This window comes from Flavobacterium sp. 9R (assembly GCF_902506345.1).
In the GTDB taxonomy this organism is placed as follows: Bacteria; Bacteroidota; Bacteroidia; order Flavobacteriales; family Flavobacteriaceae; genus Flavobacterium.
This window is the reverse complement of sequence record NZ_LR733413.1, coordinates 1,939,976-1,954,093: the sequence shown is the minus strand read 5'-3', so window position 1 is coordinate 1,954,093 and position 14,118 is coordinate 1,939,976. Positions and strand designations below refer to the sequence as shown.

The 14,118-nt window shown below is 34.6% G+C and carries 14 protein-coding genes; 8 read left to right on the top strand and 6 right to left on the bottom strand.

Annotated features, from left to right (window positions below):
* The first annotated feature begins 2 nt into the window (after positions 1-2).
* Genes radC through FLAVO9AF_RS08715 form a run of 5 tightly spaced genes read left to right on the top strand, consistent with a single transcriptional unit; the run spans position 3 to position 3,230 of the window.
* Positions 3-695 carry a DNA repair protein RadC gene (radC, locus tag FLAVO9AF_RS08735; protein ID WP_159687146.1) on the top strand — a complete coding sequence of 231 codons (693 nt, stop codon included), beginning with the start codon at positions 3-5 and terminating at the stop codon, positions 693-695.
* A gap of 54 nt (positions 696-749) precedes the next feature.
* Positions 750-1,253, top strand: a complete 504-nt coding sequence (locus FLAVO9AF_RS08730) for an antitoxin Xre-like helix-turn-helix domain-containing protein (protein WP_159687142.1) — start codon at positions 750-752, stop codon at positions 1,251-1,253.
* Positions 1,253-1,711 (top strand): RES family NAD+ phosphorylase, encoded by a 459-nt coding sequence (locus tag FLAVO9AF_RS08725; protein WP_159687139.1) that lies wholly within the window; start codon positions 1,253-1,255, stop codon positions 1,709-1,711. Before FLAVO9AF_RS08730 ends, FLAVO9AF_RS08725 begins: the two co-directional genes overlap by 1 nt.
* A gap of 5 nt (positions 1,712-1,716) precedes the next feature.
* Positions 1,717-2,406: a YjjG family noncanonical pyrimidine nucleotidase gene (locus FLAVO9AF_RS08720; RefSeq protein ID WP_201296290.1), complete on the top strand. Its 690-nt coding sequence runs from the start codon at positions 1,717-1,719 to the stop codon at positions 2,404-2,406.
* 59 nt (positions 2,407-2,465) lie between these two features.
* Positions 2,466-3,230 carry a hypothetical protein gene (locus tag FLAVO9AF_RS08715; protein WP_159687136.1) on the top strand — a complete coding sequence of 255 codons (765 nt, stop codon included), beginning with the start codon at positions 2,466-2,468 and terminating at the stop codon, positions 3,228-3,230.
* A gap of 103 nt (positions 3,231-3,333) precedes the next feature.
* On the opposite strand, the gene FLAVO9AF_RS08710 is transcribed toward FLAVO9AF_RS08715, so the two are convergent.
* The gene (locus FLAVO9AF_RS08710) at positions 3,334-4,611 is read right to left on the bottom strand and encodes a replication-associated recombination protein A (RefSeq protein ID WP_159687133.1); all 1,278 of its coding nucleotides are present in this window, start codon (positions 4,609-4,611) and stop codon (positions 3,334-3,336) included.
* A 263-nt stretch (positions 4,612-4,874) separates the two neighbouring features.
* Between FLAVO9AF_RS08710 and FLAVO9AF_RS08705 the strand changes: the two genes are divergently transcribed.
* Complete coding sequence (locus FLAVO9AF_RS08705; RefSeq protein WP_159687127.1) at positions 4,875-5,654, top strand: rhomboid family intramembrane serine protease; 780 nt, start codon at positions 4,875-4,877, stop codon at positions 5,652-5,654.
* A gap of 54 nt (positions 5,655-5,708) precedes the next feature.
* On the opposite strand, the gene rlmB is transcribed toward FLAVO9AF_RS08705, so the two are convergent.
* The 5 genes from rlmB to FLAVO9AF_RS08680 all read right to left on the bottom strand — a co-directional run bounded on the left by rlmB (position 5,709) and on the right by FLAVO9AF_RS08680 (position 12,908).
* A complete protein-coding gene (gene rlmB / locus FLAVO9AF_RS08700; RefSeq protein WP_159687123.1) occupies positions 5,709-6,443 on the bottom strand; it encodes a 23S rRNA (guanosine(2251)-2'-O)-methyltransferase RlmB in 735 nt (244 codons plus the stop codon).
* A 68-nt stretch (positions 6,444-6,511) separates the two neighbouring features.
* On the bottom strand, positions 6,512-7,960 hold the full coding sequence (locus FLAVO9AF_RS08695; protein ID WP_159687121.1) for a SusD/RagB family nutrient-binding outer membrane lipoprotein: 1,449 nt from the start codon (positions 7,958-7,960) through the stop codon (positions 6,512-6,514).
* Between the two features lie 3 nt (positions 7,961-7,963).
* On the bottom strand, positions 7,964-11,179 hold the full coding sequence (locus FLAVO9AF_RS08690) for a SusC/RagA family TonB-linked outer membrane protein (protein WP_159687118.1): 3,216 nt from the start codon (positions 11,177-11,179) through the stop codon (positions 7,964-7,966).
* 86 nt (positions 11,180-11,265) lie between these two features.
* The gene (locus FLAVO9AF_RS08685; RefSeq protein ID WP_159687116.1) at positions 11,266-12,585 is read right to left on the bottom strand and encodes a hypothetical protein; all 1,320 of its coding nucleotides are present in this window, start codon (positions 12,583-12,585) and stop codon (positions 11,266-11,268) included.
* A gap of 86 nt (positions 12,586-12,671) precedes the next feature.
* Complete coding sequence (locus FLAVO9AF_RS08680; RefSeq protein ID WP_236552301.1) at positions 12,672-12,908, bottom strand: hypothetical protein; 237 nt, start codon at positions 12,906-12,908, stop codon at positions 12,672-12,674.
* A 248-nt stretch (positions 12,909-13,156) separates the two neighbouring features.
* On the opposite strand from FLAVO9AF_RS08680, the gene rpsL reads away from it, so the two are divergent.
* Entirely contained in the window at positions 13,157-13,540 is a 384-nt protein-coding gene (gene rpsL / locus FLAVO9AF_RS08675; protein ID WP_007136570.1) for a 30S ribosomal protein S12, read from the top strand.
* Positions 13,541-13,631: 91 nt separating this feature from the next.
* Positions 13,632-14,108 carry a 30S ribosomal protein S7 gene (gene rpsG / locus FLAVO9AF_RS08670; protein ID WP_017495022.1) on the top strand — a complete coding sequence of 159 codons (477 nt, stop codon included), beginning with the start codon at positions 13,632-13,634 and terminating at the stop codon, positions 14,106-14,108.
* Positions 14,109-14,118: the final 10 nt, after the last annotated feature.

Below are 14,118 nucleotides of genomic sequence, written 5' to 3'. Positions count from 1 at the left end.
ATTTGGAAGCAACTAATTTCCCTATTACCCATTGGTCTGAAGATGACAAGCCTCGCGAAAAAATGATGCTCAAAGGTAAAAGTGCTTTAAGCGATGCCGAATTAGTCGCCATTTTGATAGGTTCAGGAAGTAGAAATGAATCGGCAGTGGCACTCAGTAAACGTATTTTAGCTAGCGTCAATAATAATTTATCTTCTTTAGGAAAACAATCTTTAACTCAATTAATGGAATTTAAAGGGATTGGTGAAGCCAAAGCCATTACGATTGCAGCCGCTTTAGAATTAGGCCGACGAAGAAAAGAAGAAAACCCTCTCGAATTGGTAAAAGTAACTTCCAGTAAAGTGATGTATCAAGAAATGTATCCAATTATAGGGGAGTTAGCTCACGAAGAGTTTTGGGTAGTATATCTTAATAATGCGAATAAGATTATTTTTAAAGCACAACTCAGCAAAGGCGGAATTACAGGGACGATTGTTGATGTGCGATTAGTATTTAAAATAGCATTAGAGCAAAATGCGGTTGCAATTGTTTTGGCGCATAATCACCCGTCAGGAAAACTCCAAGCCAGCGAAGCCGATATTCAGGTAACTAAAAGAATTAAAAATGCTGGACTACAGTTGGATATTCCTGTTTTAGACCATATAATTGTCACTGAGCATAGTTATTTTAGCTTTGCTGATGAAGGAATTTTATAATTAACGTATTTAATATGGACATTTGTCTTATATTTGCAGACAAATGTCTTTTTTATGGAAGCAATTAAACTAAATTCACACACAGCTATTAATGCGATGGTTCGTTCTTTTGTTTCAAAGTTAGAACAAACTAGTGGCTACAAAGTTTTAAATAAAAAATTGACGTATGCCGATTTCTTAAAGAATAAAATGCTAATTGTTCACGCCATTCGCGAAGGGATTCCCTATGAATTTTTTAAATTGATTCAAGAACAAACTCCATTTAATGAAGAAGATTGGGCGCTTTTCTTAGGAATATCCACAAAATCTTTACAACGCAGTCGTGCCAAGGATAGTTTTGTTTTTAAACCTTTACAATCCGAAAAAATATTAGAACTTGCTGAAGTTACAACGGTTGGAAGAGCAATTTTCGATTCAGAAGAACAGTTTTACAGCTGGCTAACGCTTCCGTCTTATGCTTTAGGGAATCTAAAACCAATTGAGTTGTTGCGAGATTCTTACGGCAAAGAAATGGTTTTGCAAGAAATGATAAAAATCGACCAAGGTATTTTTGTGTAATGGAAGTTTTTCGACTAGCTAGAAAGAAATATCCAATAGAATTATCTGGAAAAGGCGCTTCAATGTGTGGTGCGAGATGGAATTCTAAAGGCACAGAAATCATTTATACAGCAGAAAGTAGAGCACTTGCTATGGCGGAAGTGGTAGTACATTTGTCATTAGCTACTTTACCAAATGATTTTGTAATGCTAACCATTGCTATTCCTGACACTATCGAAATCAGCGAAGTCAAAATTGCTGATTTACAATCGGATTGGAATGTGTTTCCTTCCTCTTTTCATACGGCTGTAATTGGAGACCGTTTTATTCAACAAAATGATTTTGCTATACTGAAAGTACCTTCGGCTGTAGTCAAAGGAGATTTTAATTTCTTAATTAATCCGTTTCATCAGGATTTTAAGCAAATTCAAATCATAGACCAAATTGATTTCCCTTTCGATAAACGAATATTCAAATAAGTTTTATGCTGTTAAAAAATATAACCGATGTCTTTTTTGATTTAGATCACACTCTTTGGGATTTTGACAAAAATTCTGAAATGGCTTTTGATGCTATTTTCAAAAAAAATCATCCTGATGTAGATACGACTTTATTTATAGAAAAATATATCCCAATTAATCAAGCTTGTTGGAAATTATATCAAAATGACCAAATTTCGCATAATCAATTGCGTTATGACCGTTTGAAATTGTCATTTGATGCTTTAGGATATGCCATTTCTGACGCAGCAATTCATCAAATGGCAATTGACTATATTGATTTGTTGCCTGAAAATAACTTTCTATTCGAAGGAACTATTGATATTTTAGAATACTTGCATAAGAAATATACTTTGCATATCATTACAAACGGTTTTGCTGCTGTTCAAGATAAAAAAGTTAGAAATTCTAATTTAGAAATTTATTTTAAAACCATCACCAATTCAGAAATGGCAAGAGTTAAGAAGCCGAACCCTATTATTTTTGAGCACGCACTCGAAGTGGCCAATACCAAAAAAGAGCAGAGTGTAATGATTGGTGATTGTCTCGATGCAGATGTAAATGGGGCTATAAATGCTGGTTTAACAGCTATATTTTTCAATCCAAATCAAGTTCCCGTAGACCCCAAAATCAAACAAGTGAAACATTTACTAGAGTTACAAAATTTCTTGTAACTTTAAACCAATTAGAAAGAGGCTTTTTCCTCTGTTTTTTTACTTTAAAAATAATGATAATGAAAGTACGTTTTTTATTCTTTTTCGCCCTTTTGACTAGTTTTTCATTTGCTCAATCGCTAAATGATTTTAGAGCGGTTATTGTTCCTTTGAAATTTGATTTTCAAAAAAAACAAAATGAATACCGTGTATCTACACTAACGAAGTATAATTTGAGTAAAGCTGGTTTTGAAGCGTTTTATGCAGAAGAGCCTAATTCCTACGACAAATGCAGTTTGTTGTATATTGACGTTATTAATGTAAAAGCTTTTTTGGCTACCAAGATGTATTTTGTGTTGAAAGATTGTAATGGAAAGGAAATTTTTAAATCAACTACAGGTTATACCAAAGAAAAAGACTATCAATTGGCGTATACAGAAGCGATAAACGAAGCTTTTAATTCGTTGTATGCAATGAATTATAAGTACACTCCAGGAGCAACACCTGTAGTTTCAACAAATGCAAATGTAGTTCCAACACCAAAGCCTGTTGCCGTTCCAGTCCCAGTTGTATCCAATGTTAGTGCGCCTGTTAGCACTGTAGTAGCAACTAATGTCGCAGCCAATACTACGGTCTATTACGCGCAGCCTACAGCCAATGGCTATCAATTAGTAGATACGACTCCAAAAGTTGTTATGAAATTATACAAAACCTCAAAAAGCGATTACTTTACGGCTGTTAGAGACGGCGTTCAAGGTGCTTTACTTTTAAAAGAGAACGATTGGTATTTTGAGTATTATCAAAATGACCAATTGATGTCTGAAAAAATTGCGATTAAGTTTTAGTTAATTTAGCGCGCTAATCCAACAAATAAATAAAAACGAGAATGCTTTGATTTATCATAGCATTCTCATTTTTTGTTTTATATACCTCTAACCTCTAACTTCATTAGTATCCATACTTATCTTTCCATCTATTTTTCAAAAACTCTCGAATACTGTTTTCTCTTGAGTTATTCCCGGGAACATAAATAGGCGTGTTGCTCAGCGCGTCAGGAAGGAATTCTTGCTCGGCAAAATTGTTAGCGTAATCGTGCGAATATTTGTATTCTTCGCCATAGCCCAACTCCTTCATTAATTTCGTTGGAGCGTTTCTTAAGTGCAAGGGTACCGGCAAATCTCCCGTTTGTTTTACGATTTGTTGTGCTGTGCCTATGGCCATATAAGAGGCATTACTTTTTGGGGAAGTTGCCAAATAAACCGCACACTGACTCAAAATGATACGGCTCTCAGGATAACCAATGGTAGCCACAGCCTGAAACGTATTATTAGCCATAATAAAGGCCGTGGGGTTAGCATTGCCAATGTCTTCACTTGCCAAAATTAACATACGTCTTGCTATGAATTTTACATCTTCGCCACCTTCAATCATTCGGGCCAACCAATATACAGCTCCATTGGGATCGCTCCCTCGAATCGATTTTATAAAAGCAGAAACAATGTCATAATGCTGTTCTCCTGTCTTGTCATACAACACCGTATTTTGTTGCACCAATTCCAAAACCCGCTCATTGGTAATAATAATCGGTTCCGAGGCCGACGCATTGACGACCAATTCAAATATGTTTAGCAGTTTTCTACCATCGCCTCCAGATAATCGCAGCAAAGCTTCGGTTTCTTTTAGCTCAATTTTTTTGCTAGCCAAAATGGCGTCCGCTTGCATCGCTCTTTCCAGCAGAGATTCTAAATCTTGTTTGGTAAAAGCATTCAAAATATACACTTGACAACGCGATAACAAAGCGGGAATCACCTCAAAACTTGGATTTTCAGTCGTAGCACCAATCAAAGTAATCCATCCTTTTTCCACCGCCGCCAAAAGTGAATCTTGTTGCGATTTACTAAACCGATGAATCTCATCAATAAACAAAATCGGATTTTTGGCTGTAAATAATCCGCCACTTTGTTTGGCTTTTTCAATCACATCCCGAATGTCTTTCACCCCAGAATTGATAGCACTCAATTCATAAAAAGGTCTTTTCGATTCCTGCGCAATAATCTGCGCCAACGTAGTTTTGCCAGTACCCGGAGGTCCCCACAATAGCAGCGAGGGAATGATTCCGTTCTTAATTTGTTGTGTCAACGAGCCGTTAGGGCCCACCAAATGCGTTTGACTAATATAATCCGTCAAGGCTTGTGGCCGAATGCGTTCTGCTAAAGGTGCTTCCATACCACAAAAATAAACATTTTTTATAGTTTTCAGGAGCCAATCCAGCTGTACATTACAAGTCCTCGCGCCGCGCTCTGTTTTTCTAGGCATAAAAGGAGCTTCCTTTGGTCGCTCTTTTCTACCAAGAAAAAACTAGAGCGCGGCACTCCGGGCTTTCCATTCCCATCTGGGCTAACCCTACCGCAACACATTAGGTATGACAATTTAGCATTTTCGCTATTTTGGATGTATTTTTGAGAGACCAATAGCATAGCATTTATCCTATGGAAGAAACCCATTTTCAATTTCGTAATCGCGTAGTCCTATTACCGCTACTTTTTTTATTGACGATATGGTTGGTCTACTGGCTTGAAGTTCGTTTCCATTTCGATTTTGACAAAAATGGGATTTATCCACGTACTTTCTCGGGTTTACAAGGTGTCCTTTTCAGTCCTTTCATCCATTCCGATTTATTGCATCTGTATAATAATTCCCTGCCATTACTCGTTTTGTTGACTGCGCTGTCTTATTTTTATCCTAAACAAACGCTAGCTGTTCTTTGCTTCGGAATAGTTTTGTCTGGTGTTATCACTTGGGTTATTGGTCGCCCTAATTATCATATTGGTGCTAGTGGACTCATTTATGTTTTGGTGAGTTTTATCTTCTTCAAAGGAATTCAAACCCAATATTATCGTTTGGTAGCACTTTCTTTAACTGTAGTTTTAGTTTATGGTGGTTTGATTTGGTATGTCTTTCCCGAAGTAGACAATACCATTTCTTGGGAAGGTCATTTGGCGGGTTTTATCACTGGATTTTTATTGTCCATCTTTTTCAAAGCCGAAGAGTATCAAAAAATCTATAAATACGAATGGGAACGCCCAGATTATGACCCATCGCAAGATAAATTTATGCAACGCTTTGACGAAAACGGCAATTTTGTAAATCTGCCAAAACCAGAGGTAGAGGAGGAGGTTGATTCCATAATGGCGTATTTTACTTCCAATTTACCCATTCATTACGATTGTGTTCCCACACAAAAAAAGGAACCAAAACAAGAGTCTTGATTCCTTTAATATTAAGTAATTCGTGATTATTTTGTCACAAATTGTATTCTATATCTAACTTCTCTGTCTTACTGCTTCATACAAAAATGCACCACAAGCAACTGAAACGTTTAATGAACCAATGGTCCCAAACATAGGCAATTTAGCTTTCTCGTCAATGATTTTTAAAACCGATGGATTAATGCCTCGGTCTTCAGCTCCCATTACAATAGCAGTTGGTCCAGAAAGCGTTACATCATACAAACTTTGTTCTGTTTTTTCAGTAGCTGCTACTGTGGTAATGCCGCTAGCTTGCAGTAAGAAAATAGCATCTTTTATATGATCTACTTTACAAATCGGGATATTAAAAACAGCTCCTGCCGAAGTTTTTACGGTATCTCCATTTACAGGCGCCGATCCTGATTTTTGAACGATTATTCCATTCACGCCAGTACATTCAGCAGTTCTAATGATGGCTCCAAAATTTCTAGCATCAGAAATTCCATCCAATACTAAGAATAATGGGTTTTTACCGTTTTCAAGAACTGTCTCGATCAAAGATTCTAAATCAAAAAATGAAATAGGAGAGATGGTTGCCACGGCACCTTGGTGATTATTTGGAGTAAGTCGGTTGAGTTTCTCAACAGGAACGTAAGAGAAATTAATGTTTTCTCTTTTCATTACCTTCATTAAATCTTTCATTAATTCGCCACTAGCTTCCTTTTGTATGTAAACTTTGTCTACTGTTGCCCCTGCTTGAATAGCTTCAATGATGGCTCTTATCCCAAATATTTGATGTTCTTTTTCCATTGCGCAAAGATATAAAAAAAAACCACCCCTAAAAAGGAGTGGTTTTATGGTTTGAATAATAATAAATATTAGTTAACCGGTGTTTTAGTCACAATTGATGGTACTGGATTTGGTGTGTTTGGATTAGCGTTTATCTCTACTTGAGGATATAAGAAACGTTGTGGAGTTCCTGCTTTTCCAGCTTTTAATTGAATTTGTGCTGCATTGTTAGTTCTTCTGAAGTCTGTAAAACTTTCATAGGTGCCCATCAAGTATACATATTTTTCTTGAAGAATTTCTCTTAATAATGCATTTTGATCAGTCAAAGCTGCTCCAGAATTGTTTTCCATTCCACCAGCTGCAAAATCTGCTGCGTCATATGGTTCGTATTTGAAAGTTTCACTTTCATAACCTGAATTGTCTATACCAATAGAATATCCAGTATTTAGTAAGTTTCTGTATGTGTTGTAAGATGTTAATCCAGTGGCAAAACCACTTCTAGCGTCTACTTCAGCAATGATTAACAACATTTCTCCATAAGAAACCATTGGCATATCAGAATCACTTCCAAATTTACCGTTTGTTCCACCGTAATCTCCACCATAAATATTTAAAGAGTATGGTGAAAAGTATTCTTGATTATAGCAGAATGCAAAACGTGCATGTTCGTCAGTTTTTGAATTCCCTCTATACAAAGCATTAGATGGATCAATTAAACGCGCACCATAACTATCGCCTGACATATAATCATCTCTATCGTAAACTAGAAAAGAATAAAAAGGATTAAAGTCTTGGTAGCTTGAGTTTCCAAATTGTGCTACTAAATCATCTGATGCGCTTGACATACCTAATAATGCATTTGCTTTTGCGCTAGTGTAATTTTTCACATGTAAGTAGTATCTTGCTTTTAATGAATAAGCTAATTTTATCCATTTTGAAGCACTTCCTGCATAGTAAATGTCTTTATCTGCAGGGATACCTTTACCAGTTGTAGCTTTTAAATTTACAATTGCTTTGTCTAAAAGGACTTGTAGGCTATTGTAAATGTCTACTTGTTTGTCATATTTTGGTGTTAAGTTATTCCCTGTGATATCCAATTCGCTATAAGGAGCATCTCCCCATAATGATGTGATAGTACCCATACAATGAGCTTCAATAACTTGAGCAGCTCCAACCAATCTAGGATTAAGCTCTTTTTCTGCTTTTAAAATTGTTATTTTAGCATTTGTAATACAATTTACGTACCCGTTATTCCAGCTGTCATCAAATGTTGAGGCTGTTGAAAGGTTCCAATCATTTAAAGCAACATATTGTCTGTTCTCTCCATTTGCTTGGTTTAACCAAATCATTACATCTCTAGTATTTGGAGTCGTATGAAAGAATTGGTCTGCCAGAAGAATTCCTTGAAATAAGTTTCTTGCGTCAGAATCTGTTAATAAATCTGGATCCACGTTAGAATCTGAAACATAATCCGTACAACTAAAAATTGTTGTAGCTATGAAACATAGACTTATTGATTTTATAAATAGTTTTTTCATTTTTTAAAATTTTAAGTTAACGCTAAATATTAATGATTTAGTGTTTGGAGCATTGAAGTATTGTAATCCACGTCCATTAGATCCACCAGTAAGGTTAGTTTCAGGGTCTTGACCTAAATCGTCCGCTTCAGTCCATAACCATAAGTTTCTTCCTGTACCAGTAAAAGTGATGGTATCAACACCTAAATTTTTCTTAGCTAAATTTAGACTGTAAGATAAAGAAAGTTCTCTCCATTTGATCCAAGATGCTGATTTAACAAACTGTTCTCCAACTGGTCCGAATCCACCTCCAAGCGAAGTGTACCAAGCTTGATCTAATAAAACTGGTCCTGCACCAAAGTCTCTTAGATTTCCTCTAACTGTTCCTGGAGCAATAGTTTGTCCATTATAATTTACTGTTGCTGTGGTTAAAGTAACTTCGTTTGCAGTTTCTAAAGTTTTACCGAAGTTATTTAAAGCTCCACTTGTTCCATCCCATAGTTGACCACCAATAGAGGCATCAAATAAAGTGCTTATTTTAAATCCTTTGTAGCTAAAAGAAGTTCCTAGTGCTCCTCTCCAATCTGGGTTAGGATCACCAATGATACCTTCTGATTCAGCTGCTGTTGGGAAGCCATTAGCATCTAGTATTAATGTACCATCAGCATCTCTGTCGAACTTACCGCCCCAAAGTACACCTAATGGTTGTCCTAAAACTGCACGAGAAGAAGATCCTGTAAATCCGTTAAGGAATAATGAACTAGTTCCGTCAAGTTTAGTCACTTTATTGCGGTTTGTACTCCAGTTTCCAAAAATATTCCATTTTAATTCTGAACTTGAAGGTAATAAGTTAGCATCAAACTCTACTTCAAAACCTTTGTTTTCAATAGTTGCAAAGTTTCCATAAAGAGTACTGTAAGTAGAACTTCCATTTAAAGGAACATTAACTAATAAATCTTTGGTTTCATTAGAGTAATAAGTAGCATTGATTGTAAGAGCTTTAAAGAATTGCAAATCAAGACCAACTTCCATTTCTGTTTTAATCTCTGGTTTTAAATTTTTATTTCCACCAGTTCCTGCTTGTTGGAATGATCCATTATAAGCTCCGGAATCATAAGCTGGCCCCCAACCTTCAGCTCCTGTTGCTGAAACGAAGTAAGTTGTTCCTGCATATGGTTGAGGTATAGACGCTATTTGACCATAAGTTGCTCTTAGCTTTCCATCTGTTAAAATGTTGTTTTCAAAACCATTAGTGAATTTATAGCCAAATTCAGCTGTTGGATAAAAATACACTTTCAAATTAGGATCATAGGTTGAGGAGGTTTCAAAACGACCGCCTAAAGTTAAGAATAAATAATTTTTGTAATCAAATGCAGTTGAAAAGTAAGCTCCACTTAATTTTGAATACGTTCTGTCTAAGAAAGTTGTTTTGTCTATCAATAAGGCATTATCGTAAGAAAACCCGTTTGAGTCGATAATGAAATTTTTATAAGAACCTCCTCTTTGATCATAATTGGTTTCAGAGAAGTTAATCCCTGTTAAATATGACAACCCAATATTCTCAGTGATTTTAGTATCACCTAATGCAATCAAGTCAGCATTGAATGATTGATAGTCTGTTACACTTTCAGAAGCGCTACCATTTCCTCCGTTTTCAGATGAATTCATTGGGAACATAGTGATTCTTTTATCGCTGTACCCATCTAAACCAAGTCTTGCTAGTACAGATATCCAAGAGCTAATGTTGTGTTTTAATTCAAATCCACCAATGTATCTGTTAACTGTATTTGGATTTTTTTGTACATCTGTTGTCCAAAGTGGGTTGTTGTAGCTTGGATTCAAATCTGTAGCAAACGTTCCAACATCTTGTCTGTAAGCTCTATGGCTATTTAGATGTGCAGTTCCATTTGCTTGGATGTTTGTTCCAATAAAATCTCTACTATCAAAATCAGCAGGTGAACGATAGAGTCCTAAATATAAACCTGATAAGTTAGATCCAGTTTGAATACGATTAGAGTTTACTGAAGAATATCCAAATTTGGTTTTGAAAGAGGTTTTGTCGCCAATTTTTGATTCAGAAGTAAAGTCGATGCTTGTTCTTTCATAATCAGAATTTCTGATAATACCTTGTTGGTTTGTGTTACCTAGTCCCAAATAGAAGTTTGTGTTTTCACCACCCCCACTTACACTAATGTGATTATCAAGAAGTAAACCGTCTCCGATTACTGCATCCATATTTGATTTTTGAAAATTTGCAGTGCTTCTTTTACCACCAGCAGCTATTGGATAGATTTTTCGTCCGTCATTAGTCAAGAAGTATTGTCCTGTTGTGTTAAAAACATCTGAACCTCCAGGTCTAGAAGATATTTTATCTCCATATGAATTAGCATTGTTTCTAGACCAAACTCCATTACTTCCTTGTCCAAATTTATCTTGAAGCTTCATTTCTACATTTACCTTGTCAAAAGAAACGGTAGAATTAATATCAATAGAGATTTTGCCTTTTTTACCTTTTTTAGTAGTAATCAATACAACTCCATTGGCTGCTCTATATCCCCATAAAGCTGCTGCAGATGCTCCTTTTAATACTTGAACATTTTCAATGTCATTAGGGTTAATATCATTTAAACGGCTTTGTTGTCCTACACCATCAACACCGCTTCCAATTTCATCATTAGATACAGGTGTTCCATCTATTACGAATAATGGTTGAGTTGAACCAGTAATTGAGTTTTGTCCTCTAATTTGGATGTATGCTCCAGATCCTGGGTCACCAGAGTTAGAAACGATTGCCACACCAGAAGCTTTAGCAGAAAGTCCTTTGATAACTGAAGTTTCTCCAGAATTTGCAATTACATCTCCTTTTACTTTTGAAAAAGAAGATGCTTTTTCACTTCTTTTTACTTCTATACCTAATGTGTTAATGACAACACTTTCGAGCTCCATAGCAGAGCTTACCATTTTCACATTAATGGTTGTTGATTTTGCAACAACTTCTTGAGTGTTCATGCCAACATAGCTAAATACTAATGTTTGACTTGGGTCTACTTTGATGATGAATTTACCATCAAAATCAGTTTGCGTTCCAGATTTTGTTCCTTTAACTAATACACTCACGCCTGGTATTGGCAATCCTGCATTGTCAGAAACTGTACCTGAAACAGATCTTTCTTGCGCAAATGTTAGTTGCGTCATTAGTGCTACTAAAAGCACTAAGAGTCCGTTGAACTTTAGTTTCATTATTTATATGTTTTGAATTAGTGGTCCAAAACTCATAATAATTTGTTAACATTCCTAATGATTTTTAGTTTTTTTTTAACATTGGTTTAAAATTTAACATTATAACATAAGTTAACTATACTGTTAAAAAAATTTATATCGTTATCGTGTTTAGACCCATTTGTTATAGAAAACTTTAAAATTCCGTTATTTGTTAGTATTCCTAAGCCAAAACCTAAAGTTTTTATACTGTTAATTTTTTGAACACTTGTTAAGGTACTTTGATCTTGATAAATTGCGTAATCAATTACTGAATGTAGGTATAAGTTTTTATTTATGAGAAATCTATATTCAGTAATGATGATTGATGCGAAATTTGCTTGTAAGCTGTTTTCTGTAAACCCACGGATGGAGTATAAACCGCCAAAACGAAACAATTCATTTGTTAAGTATGTGTTGCTTTTTAAATAATAGTTTTGGTTTTTTATAAAGATGCTGTTTTTTTTATTAATGTAGAAATGATGTGTAAGTTCGAGTTGTGTGAAAAATTGTTTTTCTTTTGTTTTGTTGTTGTTTGGGGCGGTGTTGTCTCTGTGACCGATACCAACTCTTAAATTCACTTTTGTTTTATCAGGGAAGAAAGTACTGTTTATGTCTGTTTTTAGGTAATCCATTCCTAAAGCCACGAATTGATTTTTGAAATCGCTTACTTTGTTATTACTGTTTTGTATATCACTTGATACTGTTGATTCTATTCCTGTGTAAATTTTTGTTTTAATATTGATGGGGTAAGTTATGTCAACGAGGGTTTTTGAGTTTTGAAAAGTACTATCTTGTTTGAAAATATTTAAATTGGCATTAAGTCCAATTGGTGTTCTAAATAAATAATCAAGTTTTAAACCTGTATTAAAAGTTTTTTGATCGTTACCGTCGCTTTTCCAGTAGATATAAAACTCTTCACCTTTCTTTAATAGGTTGTTTAATTGGATGTCTAAGTATCCGTTGAGTCTTGTTTTGTCTTGATTGTTGTTTCCGATGCCAATGTATCCGTCAAATGAATTTGCTGCTTTTTTTTCTATGTATACGTATGCAATTGTCGAGTCATTGCTAAAAAGTACTTCAGGGTCTTTGATTTGTCTTATAAAAGGATAGTTATTGAATTGATCTTTTAATGATTCAATGGTTTTTTGAATTAGTATTTTGTTTTTAAATTTTTTATTGATTTGTGATAAATGATTTTGTGGGAAGTAATTTTGTTTTTTTTCTGAATCATTATTTTTTATTACTATCTGATTGATTTTTCTCTGACTATTGGTTTTTATGCTTAGGTCTGCAATTAATATGTTGTTTTTTCTTTTTATGTCTACTAATTGCACTTTTGCTAACGGATAACCATTTGATTCTAGTTTTTTAATAAATTCTTCCAATAAAGTGTTGCTTTCGGAATATTTAATTCTTAAAGTATCTTTATTTGCGTCTTGATCGAATAATTGTTTTAGGTGTTGGTTTTTACCTATATATATATATATATATATATTATTTGTGCTTTTAATTCTATTTCTGTGTGAAATGTACTGTCATTTTTTTTCTCAACTACGCTTGGGTTATTTTCTATGTAGCCAATTTTTTCTAGTTTATGTGAAGTTAATTGGATTTCTTTTTTAATTGATGTTATGTTGTTGTGAACTCTGTTGTAGTTTAAAGAATCTATTATTTTTGTTTCCTTTTCGGTTTTTCCGGCTATTTTCAAAGTGAGCTTTTGACCAAAGCAAACTTGGAATGTGGTGGTAAAAAAGATGAGTAGAAGTAAATATCTCAATGTTATTAGTTTGAATTTAAAGTAACGCAAATATCTGCCGAATGTTATGGAATTCATAATCTAAAATGAGGATATTGAAAATTAATGAATTATGGTTTGTATAGTGAAAAATATTTTATACATTTGCAACCCCGTAAAAAGCGGGAATTTAATATAATAAGAAATTTTTAGTATTAATTATGCCAACAATTCAACAATTAGTAAGAACAGGAAGAACTCAGATAACTAAGAAGAGTAAATCGGTTGCTTTAGATTCTTGTCCTCAAAGAAGAGGGGTTTGTACGCGTGTTTACACTACTACACCAAAAAAACCAAACTCTGCAATGCGTAAAGTTGCGCGTGTACGTTTGACAAATGGTAATGAAGTGAATGCTTACATCCCTGGAGAAGGACACAATTTACAAGAGCACTCGATAGTATTAGTTAGGGGTGGAAGGGTAAAAGATTTACCAGGAGTTAGATATCACATCGTTCGTGGTGCGCTTGATACGTCAGGTGTTGCTGGAAGAACGCAAAGAAGATCTAAGTATGGTGCTAAACGCCCAAAAGAAGCAAAAAAGTAATTTAAAAAGTTAGAAGCTTGATTTTGGATACGGAGTTATAATAATTCTGTGTTTTTTATTGTGCTAATAATAAAAAAATTAAAAAAAAGACATGAGAAAAAGAGCGGCAAAGAAAAGACCACTTTTACCAGATCCAAGGTTTAATGATCAATTGGTAACGCGTTTTGTGAACAACTTAATGTGGGATGGTAAAAAATCTACAGCGTTTAAAGTATTTTATGATGCAATTGACATTATAGAGTCTAAAAAACAAAACGATGAAAAAACTTCATTAGAAATCTGGAAAGATGCTTTAACTAACGTTATGCCACACGTAGAAGTGCGTAGTCGTAGAGTTGGAGGAGCTACATTCCAAATTCCAATGCAAATTCGTCCAGACAGAAAAATATCTATGGCTATGAAATGGTTGATTCTTTATTCAAGAAGAAGAAACGAAAAATCAATGGCGCAAAGATTGGCTTCAGAATGTTTAGCTGCGGCTAAAGAAGAAGGAGCTGCTGTTAAGAAAAGAATGGATACTCACAAAATGGCAGAAGCTAACAAAGCTTTCTCTCACTTTAGATTTTAATTCATAAGAA

Bases quoted from the DNA above. Each gene is read 5' to 3' on its own strand.
- FLAVO9AF_RS08690 (WP_159687118.1), bottom strand. From the start codon at position 11,179: ATGAAACTAAAGTTCAACGGACTCTTAGTGCTTTTAGTAGCACTAATG.
- FLAVO9AF_RS08730 (WP_159687142.1), top strand. From the start codon at position 750: ATGGAAGCAATTAAACTAAATTCACACACAGCTATTAATGCGATGGTT.
- rlmB (WP_159687123.1), bottom strand. From the start codon at position 6,443: ATGGAAAAAGAACATCAAATATTTGGGATAAGAGCCATCATTGAAGCT.
- rpsL (WP_007136570.1), top strand. From the start codon at position 13,157: ATGCCAACAATTCAACAATTAGTAAGAACAGGAAGAACTCAGATAACT.
- FLAVO9AF_RS08710 (WP_159687133.1), bottom strand. From the start codon at position 4,611: ATGGAAGCACCTTTAGCAGAACGCATTCGGCCACAAGCCTTGACGGAT.
- FLAVO9AF_RS08695 (WP_159687121.1), bottom strand. From the start codon at position 7,960: ATGAAAAAACTATTTATAAAATCAATAAGTCTATGTTTCATAGCTACA.
- FLAVO9AF_RS08715 (WP_159687136.1), top strand. From the start codon at position 2,466: ATGAAAGTACGTTTTTTATTCTTTTTCGCCCTTTTGACTAGTTTTTCA.
- FLAVO9AF_RS08705 (WP_159687127.1), top strand. From the start codon at position 4,875: ATGGAAGAAACCCATTTTCAATTTCGTAATCGCGTAGTCCTATTACCG.
- FLAVO9AF_RS08725 (WP_159687139.1), top strand. From the start codon at position 1,253: ATGGAAGTTTTTCGACTAGCTAGAAAGAAATATCCAATAGAATTATCT.
- rpsG (WP_017495022.1), top strand. From the start codon at position 13,632: ATGAGAAAAAGAGCGGCAAAGAAAAGACCACTTTTACCAGATCCAAGG.
- FLAVO9AF_RS08720 (WP_201296290.1), top strand. From the start codon at position 1,717: ATGCTGTTAAAAAATATAACCGATGTCTTTTTTGATTTAGATCACACT.